This is a genomic window from Streptomyces sp. NPDC048484 (assembly GCF_040651415.1).
Classification (GTDB): domain Bacteria; phylum Actinomycetota; class Actinomycetes; order Streptomycetales; family Streptomycetaceae; genus Streptomyces.
The window spans coordinates 257,308-269,383 of the sequence record NZ_JBEZJY010000008.1; the positions used below are offsets into that span (position 1 = coordinate 257,308).

The 12,076-nt window shown below is 69.2% G+C and carries 8 protein-coding genes; 6 read left to right on the top strand and 2 right to left on the bottom strand.

Going from position 1 to position 12,076, the window contains the following annotated elements:
- Positions 1-10 precede the first annotated feature (10 nt).
- Positions 11-262, bottom strand: a complete 252-nt coding sequence (locus AB0D14_RS11130) for a hypothetical protein (RefSeq protein ID WP_362777009.1) — start codon at positions 260-262, stop codon at positions 11-13.
- Between the two features lie 64 nt (positions 263-326).
- On the bottom strand, positions 327-4,295 hold the full coding sequence (gene eccCa / locus AB0D14_RS11135; protein WP_362777011.1) for a type VII secretion protein EccCa: 3,969 nt from the start codon (positions 4,293-4,295) through the stop codon (positions 327-329).
- A gap of 406 nt (positions 4,296-4,701) precedes the next feature.
- On the opposite strand from eccCa, the gene eccD reads away from it, so the two are divergent.
- From eccD to AB0D14_RS11165, 6 genes are all read left to right on the top strand, one after another.
- Positions 4,702-6,213, top strand: coding sequence for a type VII secretion integral membrane protein EccD (eccD, locus tag AB0D14_RS11140; protein ID WP_362777013.1), 1,512 nt, complete (start codon positions 4,702-4,704; stop codon positions 6,211-6,213).
- Between the two features lie 226 nt (positions 6,214-6,439).
- Positions 6,440-6,727: a 30S ribosomal protein S15 gene (gene rpsO, locus AB0D14_RS11145; RefSeq protein ID WP_020128575.1), complete on the top strand. Its 288-nt coding sequence runs from the start codon at positions 6,440-6,442 to the stop codon at positions 6,725-6,727.
- 384 nt (positions 6,728-7,111) lie between these two features.
- Positions 7,112-9,358 carry a polyribonucleotide nucleotidyltransferase gene (locus tag AB0D14_RS11150; protein ID WP_362777017.1) on the top strand — a complete coding sequence of 749 codons (2,247 nt, stop codon included), beginning with the start codon at positions 7,112-7,114 and terminating at the stop codon, positions 9,356-9,358.
- Positions 9,355-10,734 (top strand): pitrilysin family protein, encoded by a 1,380-nt coding sequence (locus AB0D14_RS11155; RefSeq protein WP_362777019.1) that lies wholly within the window; start codon positions 9,355-9,357, stop codon positions 10,732-10,734. Before AB0D14_RS11150 ends, AB0D14_RS11155 begins: the two co-directional genes overlap by 4 nt.
- Before the next feature lie 36 nt (positions 10,735-10,770).
- The gene (gene dapB / locus AB0D14_RS11160) at positions 10,771-11,523 is read left to right on the top strand and encodes a 4-hydroxy-tetrahydrodipicolinate reductase (protein ID WP_362777021.1); all 753 of its coding nucleotides are present in this window, start codon (positions 10,771-10,773) and stop codon (positions 11,521-11,523) included.
- Positions 11,524-11,528: 5 nt separating this feature from the next.
- A complete protein-coding gene (locus AB0D14_RS11165) occupies positions 11,529-11,981 on the top strand; it encodes a hypothetical protein (protein WP_362777023.1) in 453 nt (150 codons plus the stop codon).
- The last annotated feature ends 95 nt before the right edge of the window (positions 11,982-12,076 follow it).

The following is a 12,076-nucleotide window of genomic DNA, read 5'->3' on the forward strand; positions in this document are numbered from 1 at the left end:
GTCCCAGGTATCAGTCCTCAAGCCCACCGGACTGGAAGTAATCAATATTGGTGAACCACCACACGGCCATAACGGCCATCGCCGTCGCGCACGAGAGCAGCAGAACCCGCCGAGCCCGGTACCCCGATTCCGACGGCTCGTTCGCCTCCGGGTCGCTGAAGCGACGCGCTTGGAAGCGCCACCACAACGCCTTCTGGTCAGCCAGCCCAAGACCGGCGAGCCAGAGGGCGATCAGGATCATGACGATTCCCATGCCGATCATCAGCGCGTACCTCCCCATACAGCGCGCACCATCAAATGCGCGCCCCTCGGTCCAGCCTCGCCCATCAGAACGTCTCCTCCGGCTCAAGCCCGATCTGCACCAACGGCTTGCCCCGCTTGCGCGACACGAAGATGCCCCGCCCCGCCGGCATGGGCCGCGGCCGGACTCCGCCCAGCACATCGCCCTCGCCCGGGTCGCCGGCCATCACCAGCCCCTGTGCCCCCAGCTCCTTCATCCGCTGGATGAACGGCTCGTACGCGGCCCGTCCTGCCCCCGCCGAAGACCGCGCGATGATGAAGCGGACGCCGACATCGCGGGCGAACGGGAGGAGCTCCGTCAGGTCGCCCAGCGGATTTCCGCTCGACGTGGAGACCAGGTCGTAGTCGTCGACGATGACGAACACGTTCGGCCCGCTCCACCAGCTCCTGTCACGCAGTTGGCGCGCGGTGACGTCGGCCGTGGGCGTACGCCGCTGCATGAGGTCCGTCAGGGCCTCCATGTGGTGGCCCATCGAGTTGGACATGGGGATGTACTCCGCGAGGTGCGAAGCAGGTGTGACATCCAGCAGTGAGCGCCGGTTGTCGACGACGAAGAGCTTGCAGGCGTCGCCCGAGTAGCGTTCCGTCAGGCGTTTGATGAGCAACCGCAGCAGGTTCGACTTGCCCGACTCGCTCTCGCCGAAGACGAGCAGGAACGGGTCCTGGTCGAAGTCCACGAAGACGGGTTCGAGGTTGTCCTCGTCGAGTGCGAACGCCACGCCTCGCTGAGGGAAGCGATCGCCCGGGGGGAGCTGGTCGGCCGGGAACTCGCGGGGCAGGAGCCGCACGGCGGGCGCCCCGGGTGTCTGCCAGTGTCGTGCGACCTCGGAGGTCAGCGCGGTCGTGGCGTCGGCGAGGTCCGTGTCCGACGACAGTCCGTCGATCCGCGGGACGGCGGCCATGAAGTGCTGCTTCTGCGGTGTCTGGCCGCGGCCGGGTACGCCGGTGGGGACGTTGGCGGCGACCTTGCGGTCGAACTCGGAGTCCATGGTGTCGCCGAGTCGCAGCTCCAGGCGGTTCATGAGGTGGTCCTTGAGGTTCGACCGGACCTCCATGGACCTCGACGCGCTCAGCACCACGTGGATGCCGTAGCCGAGACCGCGCGCGGCGATGTCGACGACGACCTGTTCCAGCCCCTCGTAGTCCGACCGGAAGTTCCCCCATCCGTCGATGACCAGGAACACGTCACCCCACGGCTGGTCGTTGACGGAGATGTCGCCTCGCGCCCGCCGCGCCCGGTAGTCCGCGATCGACGCGATGCCGGCCGAGCGGAAGTACTCCTCGCGGCGGGTCATCACGCCGTACACCTCGGCGACCGTACGCCGCACCTTCTCGGGGTCGAGGCGCGAGGCCACGCCGCCGACATGCGGCAGCCCGGCCACCGCGGCCATACCGCCGCCGCCGAAGTCCAGCCCGTAGAGCTGCACTTCGTGCGGTGTATGGGTGAGCGCGAACGACGTGATGAGTGTGCGCAGCAGCGTCGACTTGCCGGACTGCGGGCCGCCAAGGATCTGCATGTGGCCCGCCGCGCCGGAGAAGTCGCACCACAGCGGGTCGCGTCGCTGCTCGTACGGCTTGTCGACCAGGCCGAGCGGTACGAGGAGGCGGCCCGCCCCCTCGTAACCGGGCTGTGTGAGTCCGCGGCCCTGCACCGCTGCCAGCCCGGGCAGCAGCGAGTCCATCGATGGCGGGCTGTCCAGCGGCGGCAGCCACACCTGGTGGGCCGCCACGCCCTGCCCCTCGATGCGGCGCACGATCACGTCGAGCACGGTGTCGGAGAGCGCGTCGTCGGTGTCGGGCGTCGTCTCCGGACGCTGCTGGGGCACCGCGACGTACCGGACGGGCACCTCGGCCGCCGTGAACAGCACCGGTCGCCGGTTCACCGGGAGTGTCCCGTCCGGCGTGGCGCCGCGCGCCGGACCGGAGCGGTACGCCCCCGAGACGTACGCCGCCTTGAAGCGCACCATCTCGTCCGTGCCGAACTTGAGGAACCCGGAACCGGGCACGTTCGGCAGCTCGTACGCGTCCGGGACGCCCAGCGCCGCGCGCGACTCGGCCGCCGAGAACGTACGCAGACCGATCCGGTAGGACAGGTATGTCTCAAGTCCCCGCAACCGGCCCTCCTCCAGGCGCTGTGACGCCAGCAGCAGGTGCACACCCAGCGAACGTCCGATACGGCCGATCTGCACGAACATCTCGATGAAGTCCGGCTTGGCGGTCAGCAGTTCGCTGAACTCGTCGATCACGATGACCAGCGACGGAATCGGCTGGAGCGCGGCGCCCGCAGCGCGCGCCTTCTCGTAGTCGTGGATGTTGGCGTAGTTGCCCGCGTCGCGCAGCATCTCCTGGCGGCGGTTGAGCTCGCCGCGAATCGAGTCGCCCATGCGGTCGACCAGCGTCAGGTCGTCCGCCAGGTTGGTGATCACGGCCGCGACGTGCGGCATCTGGGCCATGCCCGCGAAGGTCGCACCACCCTTGAAGTCCGCGAGGACGAAGTTCAAGGTTTCGGAGGAGTGGGTGACAGCCAGACCGAGTACGAGCGTACGCAGCAGCTCGGACTTGCCGGAACCGGTGGCTCCGACACACAGGCCGTGCGGACCCATGCCTTCCTGCGCGGCCTCCTTGAGGTCCAGCATCACCGGACGGCCGTCCTCGCCGAGGCCGATCGGAACACGCAGCCGCTCCGTCTGCGAGCGCGGCCGCCAGGTGCGCCTCGTGTCGACGGAGCCGGCGTCACCGAGACCCAGCAGCTCGGTGAACTCCAGGTTGGCGAGCAGCGGTTCGCCGTCGTCCCCGCCCGTGGCCACCCGCAGCGGGGCCAGCTGCCGGGCCAGGGCCTCCGCGGCCTCGTACGACAGCACGTCCGGAGTGCCTTCGTACACGAGGCCGTGTCCCGACTCCAGCTGCAGCGATCGAGGCTGTACGACGACGGACAGGTCCCCGCGTGCGCCGTGCGGTTCGCCCGGCACGACCTCGATGACTGTCACGCCCTGCAGTCCCTCGGGACTGGCCAGCATCGATGTCGGTGGCAGCGACAGGCCGTCGAGTACGACGACGATGTGGGGTTCTTCCTGCAGCGGAGCTCCGCTCGGGTGGAAGCGGGGGCGGCCCTGGAGTCGGGCGGCGAGCATCGCGTCCAGTTCCATCGGGTCGCCGGTGATCAGACGGCGGCTGCCCGCTCCGTCGGCGGGGCCCGCGGCCTGGCAGTGCGGCAGCCATTTGGTCCATTCCCACTCCGGTGCGGCCTCGCGGCCGGTGGCGACCGCGATCACCAGGTCCTCGGGGGAGTGGAGCGACGCGAGCGAGGCGGCCAGCGCGCGGGCCGTGCCCCGCACCGTGTTCGGTTCGCCGCTGACCGTCACGTGGTAGAAGGCGCGCAGGGAGACCGCCATCGGCAGGTCTTCCAGCGTGCTGTGGGTGGCGACGAAGCGCTGCATCGCGTTCGCGGTCAGCGGCTCCAACTGGTCCACCGGAGCGGTCGGTGACGGCACGAGCGGGGTGGCGAGTCCTTGCGGGCCGAGCCCCACACGCACCTGTCCGAAGTCCTCGTCACCCGCCCGGCGCTCCCACACCCGGCTGCCCTCGGCGACCAGCGCCCACAGCTGCTCGGGGGACGGATGCAGGTAGTACTGCGCGTCGCGCTGCGCCTTCGCGGTGTTCACCGCGGAGCGCCGGGTCTGCGACAGATAGCTCAGGTAGTCGCGCCGCAGGTCGGCCAACTGTCCCTGGGTGCCCTTGCGGTAGCGGACCACCATGGCGATCGTCATGGCCACCGTCGAGGCGATCATCACCATGCCCATGATCCGCATGAACGGCATCGGGCTCATGAAGAAGAAGACCACCGAGCCGCCCATGCCGAGGGTCGGCAGCAGCTGCATCAGGACGCCCTCCTGCTGCCCGCGCGGCAGCTCGGGCGGAGGCTGCAGCAGAACCTCTTCCGTGGGCACTTCGGACGGCAGCGTCCGCGGCGGGCGCTTGACGACGATGTGGCTCACTAGGCTCCAGTTCCCTTGCCGGACCGAGGTGTTCCGTCCGCCGCCCCGTGTCAGGCGGACGTCGATCGCGATTGGTGATCCTACTGATCGGCACCGACACCGGCTGGCGGTAGGGTGCCGGACATGCGTGTCAGCACACACGAACCAGACTGAAGAAACAGGGCATTACGCGCTCTGTGGAGGGGCGCGAGCCCAAGTCCCGCCCGGAGCGCCTCTTTTGTCCGGTGTCGTGGCACGGCCCGCGGGATGAGGGTTCCGTAACGAACGCGAAACCTCCACATCGCGCACGTGTACGCAGTACCTCGTACGCACGCAGTACCTCGTACGCATGCAGCACCGCGTACGACCGAGCATGAACGCAGAACCATCACGCGAAACGCGAATCTTCACTGAGGGGGAGCAGCAGGTGAGCATGACGGCCTCCGCGATGACCACCGGAAACGGAGGGCCCGGTCCAGGGGCTCCTTCAGCGGCGGGCGCGGGCCTCGGTTTCTGCCGGGTCACCATCGTCGCGCCCGACGGCCGGATCGACGTGGCCCTGCCCGACGACATCCCGGTCGCCGACCTGTACCCGGAGATCCTGCGGCTGTCCCAGCAGAGTCCGGCCGAAGGCGCCCCGGTCGGCTATCACCTCGTACGCCGGGACGGTGCCGTCCTCGACGGTGCCCGATCCTTCGCCGCGCAGCGCATCCTCAACGGCGAGATCCTCAGCCTGCGCCCCTTCTCCGAGTCGCTGCCGCCCGCCGTTTTCGACGATGTCTCCGACGCGGTCGCCTCCGCGGTGACCCGCGACCGGACACTGTGGAACGGCGACCTCACACGTGGCGCCGGGCTCATCGGCGGTGGAGTGCTCGCGACCCTGCTCGCCTTCGTCGCGTGGACCGCCGACCCCCGGCACGACATGCACGGTCTGCCGGGCATCCTCGCCGCGGTCACGGGCCTGCTGTTGCTCGTTCTCGGCGCGGTGCGGGCACGGATCTACGACGACCGGGCCTCGGCGTTCGCACTCGGCCTCGGAGCTCTGCCGAACCTCGGCGTGGCCGGCTCCGGACTGCTGGCTCTCCCCGAACACCAGGGAGTGGGCAGGCTCCAGTTCCTGCTCGCCTGCACAGCCGTGCTGATCGCCTCGGTGGTCCTGACCATCGCGTCGCCGCGTGCCGACGGCCCGTTCGTGGCCTTCGTCTTCGCCTCCTCCGTCGGCCTGCTGACGACCTTCGTAGCGACGCTCGCCCACCTGGAGCCCACCGAGACGGCCGCGCTGTGCGCCCCGCTCGCCGTCGGCGCCCTCGCCTTCCTCCCCGGCATGTCCCTACGGTTCGCCCGCCTCCCGATCGGTTTCGACCCGCCGCAAGCCGCACGCGGCGGGTACGGCGCCGAACCCGCGCCCCAGGAGCCGGTCGACGCCGAGGCCATCGCCGCCCGGACCCGCCGCGGCCACGAACTCCTGGTCGGCCTCGTCGGAGGCTGCGCCCTGCTGGCTGTCGGCGGCTCGGCCGTACTCGGGTTCTCCGACAACGTATGGGCCCAACTGCTCGCCTTCGCCACCGGCGTCGCGATGCTGATGCGTGCCCACCTCTTCCGCTACACCGCGCAGGTTGCCGCCACGCTGGCCGCGGGACTGGGCGCCCTGGTCCTGCTCGGCCTCGGCCTGACGCTCAACCCGCCGACGACGCTCATCCGTGATGCCCTGACCGGCGACCGGTCGGCCCTCGACATCCGTACGCTCTGGCTCGTCGCGGCCATCGCGGCCGCCGCCGCACTGGTCACCACCATCGGTCTGGTTGTCCCGCGCCGTGGCGTCACCCCCTTCTGGGGCCGTTTCCTGGAGATCGCGGAGAGCTTCGTCCTGCTGACCCTCGTGCCGCTGGCACTGGCGGTCTTCGACGTGTACGCGGCCGCTCGGGCCATGACCAGCTGAGCTTCACATAGGTCTGGTGAGGCATGCGCGAGTGTGCTGGTAGCCTGTGTAGCGGCCGTTTGTGTATGCACCTCCGGGCCTAGCGCGAGGCGCCCCTCAGGGAGCGCCAAGAGCCCGGCCCTGGAGGACGCGCCCAGCGGATCCCGCCTCCCGAGTTATGGAAGCTCCCCTGAGAAGTGGACCAGGGGCACTCGGTGGGCATCGACAAAGACTACGAGGAGTACGCGTGCCGCTCGACGCCGCTACGAAGAAGCAGCTCATCACGGAGTTCGGCCAGAAGGAGGGCGACACCGGCTCCCCCGAGGTCCAGGTCGCGATGCTCTCGCGCCGTATCTCGGACCTGACCGAGCACCTCAAGACCCACAAGCACGACCACCACTCCCGTCGTGGTCTGCTGATCCTGGTCGGTCAGCGCCGTCGCCTGCTGCAGTACCTGGCGAAGAAGGACATCCAGCGCTTCCGTGCGCTGGTCGACCGCCTGGGCATCCGCCGCGGTGCGGCGGGCGCCAAGTAAGACATCGTGAAGGGAGCGGTTCCCACTCTTAGGGGACCGCTCCCTTTGCTGTACGTGCGGAGTGTCACCACCCCTTTGTAGTGTGGTGGCACAACGCAGGACGCAATACGCAGGACCGCAGTACGTAATACGCAGGACCGCAGTACGCAGGACACAGCGTGGCACCGTGACAGCGCGCAGCGCCGTACGGCCGCCACACCGCACGACACGAGGAGAAGCGCACCTCGCCGCCGCCGGTCCTCGGTAGTGGCCCCCGGGGGATGTGAGCCCGGGTGCTTCGATCGAAGACCGGCCCGCATGAGAAGGCGCGCTTCTCCGAAGAAGCGTCCCCCTGCCACACGGGCAGGCCGGGACGAAAGACGAAAAGTATCGGAGAAAACGCTAGTGGAGAACGAGACCCACTACGCCGAGGCCGTTATCGACAACGGATCCTTCGGCACCCGCACCATCCGCTTCGAGACGGGCCGCCTGGCCAAGCAGGCCGCCGGCTCCGCCGTGGCGTACCTGGACGACGACACCATGGTGCTGTCGGCCACCACCGCCTCCAAGAAGCCCAAGGAAAATCTCGACTTCTTCCCCCTCACGGTGGACGTCGAGGAGCGGATGTACTCGGCCGGCAAGATCCCCGGCAGCTTCTTCCGCCGTGAGGGCCGGCCCTCCGAGGACGCGATCCTCACCTGCCGCCTCATCGACCGCCCGTTGCGCCCGTCCTTCAAGAAGGGCCTGCGCAACGAGATCCAGGTCGTCGCCACGATCATGGCGCTCAACCCCGACCACCTGTACGACGTCGTGGCGATCAACGCCGCCTCCGCGTCCACACAGCTGGCCGGTCTGCCCTTCTCCGGCCCGATCGGCGGCGTCCGCGTCGCGCTGATCAACGGCCAGTGGGTCGCGTTCCCGACGCACACCGAGCTCGAGGACGCCGTCTTCGACATGGTCGTCGCCGGTCGCGCCCTGGAGGACGGCGACGTCGCGATCATGATGGTCGAGGCCGAGGCCACCGACAAGACGATCACGCTGATCGCGGGCGGCGCCGAGGCGCCCACCGAGGAGATCGTGGCCGCCGGTCTGGACGCCGCGAAGCCCTTCATCAAGGTCCTCTGCAAGGCCCAGGCCGACCTCGCCGCGAAGGCCGCCAAGCCGACCGGCGAGTTCCCGGTCTTCCTGGACTACCAGGACGACGTCCTGGAGGCCCTGACCGCCGCGGTGAAGAGCGAGCTCTCCCAGGCGCTCACCATCGCCGGCAAGCAGGAGCGCGAGGCCGAGCTGGACCGCGTCAAGGAGATCGCCGCCGAGAAGCTGCTCCCGCAGTTCGAGGGCCGCGAAAAGGAGATCTCCGGCGCGTACCGCTCGCTGACCAAGTCCCTGATGCGCGAGCGCGTCATCAAGGACAAGGTCCGCATCGACGGCCGCGGCGTCACGGACATCCGTACGCTCGCCGCCGAGGTCGAGGCCATCCCGCGCGTGCACGGCTCCGCCCTGTTCGAGCGTGGCGAGACCCAGATCCTGGGCGTCACCACGCTGAACATGCTCCGGATGGAGCAGCAGCTGGACACCCTTTCCCCGGTGACCCGCAAGCGCTACATGCACAACTACAACTTCCCGCCCTACTCGGTGGGCGAGACCGGCCGCGTCGGCTCCCCGAAGCGCCGCGAGATCGGCCACGGCGCCCTCGCCGAGCGCGCCATCGTGCCGGTCCTGCCGACGCGCGAGGAGTTCCCGTACGCGATCCGTCAGGTGTCCGAGGCCCTCGGCTCCAACGGCTCGACGTCCATGGGCTCGGTCTGCGCCTCCACCATGTCGCTGCTGAACGCCGGTGTGCCGCTGAAGGCCCCTGTCGCCGGTATCGCCATGGGCCTGATCTCCCAGGAGATCAACGGCGAGACGCACTACGTCGCCCTCACCGACATCCTCGGTGCGGAGGACGCCTTCGGCGACATGGACTTCAAGGTCGCCGGCACCAAGGAGTTCGTGACCGCCCTCCAGCTCGACACCAAGCTGGACGGCATCCCGGCCTCCGTCCTGGCCGCGGCCCTCAAGCAGGCCCGTGACGCCCGCCTCCACATCCTCGACGTGATGATGGAAGCGATCGACACGCCGGACGAGATGTCCCCCAACGCCCCGCGGATCATCACGGTCAAGATCCCCGTGGACAAGATCGGTGAGGTCATCGGCCCGAAGGGCAAGATGATCAACCAGATCCAGGAGGACACCGGCGCCGACATCACGATCGAGGACGACGGCACCATCTACATCGGTGCCCAGCAGGGCTCGCAGGCCGAGGCCGCGCGCGCCACGATCAACGCGATCGCCAACCCGACCATGCCGGAGGTCGGCGAGCGCTACCTGGGCACCGTCGTGAAGACGACGACCTTCGGTGCGTTCGTGTCGCTGATGCCGGGCAAGGACGGACTGCTGCACATCTCGCAGATCCGCAAGCTCGCCGGCGGCAAGCGCGTGGAGAACGTCGAGGACGTGGTCGGCGTGGGCTCCAAGGTCCAGGTCGAGATCGCCGAGATCGACTCCCGCGGCAAGCTCTCCCTCATCCCCGTGATCGACGGCGAGAGCGACGGCACTGCATCTGACAGCGGCTCCGCCGCGGGCGAGAAGAAGGACGACACCGACAAGTGACGTCGAGCAGCTCTACGGCGACGGCCCGCACCTCCTCGGAGGCGCGGGCCGTCGCCCGTACCCAAACCCTGATCAAGGGCGAGAACGGCATCGGTACGGTCCGCAAGACCACCCTCCCCGGGGGCCTGCGCATCGTCACCGAGACCCTGCCCTCCGTGCGCTCCGCCACCTTCGGCATCTGGGCGCACGTCGGCTCGCGCGACGAGACGCCGGCTCTGAACGGCGCCACGCACTACCTGGAACACCTCCTCTTCAAGGGCACGCAGAAACGCAGCGCCCTGGACATCTCCTCCGCGGTCGACGCGGTCGGCGGCGAGATGAACGCGTTCACGGCGAAGGAGTACACGTGCTACTACGCACGCGTGCTCGACACCGACCTGCCGCTCGCCATCGACGTGGTCTGCGACATGCTCACCGGCTCGCTGATCCGCGAAGAGGACGTGAACGTCGAGCGCGGCGCGATCCTCGAAGAGATCGCGATGACCGAGGACGACCCGGGCGACTGCGTGCACGACCTGTTCGCGCACACGATGCTCGGCGACACCCCCCTCGGCCGCCCGGTCCTCGGCACGGTCGACACGGTCAACGCCCTCACCGCGGACCGCATCCGGCGCTTCTACAAGAAGCACTACGACCCGACCCACCTCGTGGTCGCCGCCGCCGGAAACGTCGACCACAACAAGGTCGTACGCCAGGTCCGCGCCGTCTTCGAGAAGGCGGGCGCGCTCAAGCAGCAGGCCGCCATCCCGATCGACCCTCGCGACGGCTCCCGCAACATCCGCACCGCCGGACGCGTCGAACTCCTCGGCCGCAAGACCGAGCAGGCCCACGTCGTCCTCGGCATGCCGGGCCTGGCCCGCACCGACGAGCGCCGCTGGGCCCTGGGCGTCCTGAACACCGCACTGGGCGGCGGCATGTCCTCCCGCCTCTTCCAGGAGGTCCGGGAGAAGCGCGGCCTGGCCTACAGCGTGTACTCGTACACCTCGGGCTTCGCCGACTGCGGCCTCTTCGGCGTGTACGCGGGCTGCCGCCCGAGCCAGGTCCACGACGTGCTGAAGATCTGCCGCGACGAACTCGACCAGGTCGCCCAGCACGGACTGTCCGACGACGAGATCGACCGCGCCGTCGGCCAGCTCCGCGGTTCCACGGTCCTCGGCCTGGAGGACACGGGCGCGCTGATGAACCGTATCGGCAAGAGCGAACTGTGCTGGGGCGAGCAGATGTCCGTCGACGACCTGCTGACCCGCATCGCTTCGGTCACCCCGGACGACGTCCGGGACGTGGCCCGCGACATCCTGGGACAGCGGCCCTCCCTGTCGGTCATCGGCCCGCTGAAGGACAAGCAGGCGTCCCGTCTGCACGAAGCCGTCGCGTAGACCGGCACAAGTCCTCGATTAAGGAAGCAAGAACAGATGAGCAAGCTGCGCGTGGCGGTCCTCGGTGCCAAGGGGCGTATCGGATCAGAGGCGGTACGGGCCGTCGAGGCCGCCGAGGACCTGGAACTGGTGGCCGCACTGGGCCGCGACGACGAACTGGCGACCCTGGCGGACGCCGGCGCCCAGGTCGTCGTCGAACTCACCACACCCGCCTCGGTCATGGAGAACCTCGACTTCTGCGTACGCCACGGTATCCACGCCGTGGTCGGTACGACGGGCTGGACCGAAGAGCGCCTCGCACAGCTGAACACCTCGCTGGCCGCGTCACCCCGGACGGGCGTGCTCATCGCCCCGAACTTCTCCATCGGCGCGGTCCTCACCATGAAGTTCGCGGAGACGGCCGCGCCGTACTTCGAGTCGGTCGAAGTCATCGAGCTGCACCACCCGAACAAGGTGGACGCCCCCAGCGGCACCGCCACCCGCACCGCCCAGCTCATCGCCGCCGCCCGGCAGCAGGCGGGCAGCGCCCCGCAGCCCGACGCCACGGCGACGGGTCTGGACGGAGCCCGTGGCGCGGACGTCGACGGCGTCCCGGTGCACGCGGTCCGGCTGCGCGGCCTGCTGGCCCATCAGGAGGTGCTGCTCGGCGGCGAGGGCGAGACCCTCACGATCCGCCACGACTCCCTGCACCACAGCAGCTTCATGCCGGGCATCCTGCTCGGCGTACGCCGCGTCGTGGACACCCCGGGCCTCACCTTCGGCCTGGAACACTTCCTGGATCTGAAGTAACCGCCATGACTGCGAAGATCACGTACGCCGTCACGGCCGCCGTTCTGGTCGTCTACTTCGTCCTGGTCGGCAGCCGCGGGGTGATGCTGATTCAGCACGGCACGCTGCTCACCGTCACCTTCGGGGTGGCCGTCCTCATCCTGCCGGTGATCGGCGTCTGGTTCCTCTGGAAGAACACCCAGTTCGTCAAGGGGGCCAATCGGCTCGCCGCCGAGCTCGACGCCGAAGGCGGGCTGCCCGTCGACGAGTTGAAGCGCACACCTGGCGGGCGCATCGACCGCGACTCGGCCGACGAGGTCTTCGCCCGGCGCAAGGCGGAGACGGAGGACGCCCCCGACGACTGGCGCAGCTGGTTCCGGCTGGCGATCGCCTACCACGACGCCCGCGACACCCCGCGGGCCCGCAGGGCGATGCAGCACGCGATCGCCCTGCACGACGGAAAGCGCGTACACGCCTGAGTGCTGTGTCCGAGTGGCGATACGGCGAAGGGGCCCCTCCACCCCCCGGGTAGGGCCCCCAAGCCCGATCCCCACACAGCCCAGCACCCGCTACT

Excerpts from the sequence above, each read along its gene's own strand:
- dapB (WP_362777021.1), top strand. The coding sequence starts at position 10,771 with ATGAGCAAGCTGCGCGTGGCGGTCCTCGGTGCCAAGGGGCGTATCGGA.
- AB0D14_RS11130 (WP_362777009.1), bottom strand. The coding sequence starts at position 262 with ATGATCGGCATGGGAATCGTCATGATCCTGATCGCCCTCTGGCTCGCC.
- AB0D14_RS11165 (WP_362777023.1), top strand. The coding sequence starts at position 11,529 with ATGACTGCGAAGATCACGTACGCCGTCACGGCCGCCGTTCTGGTCGTC.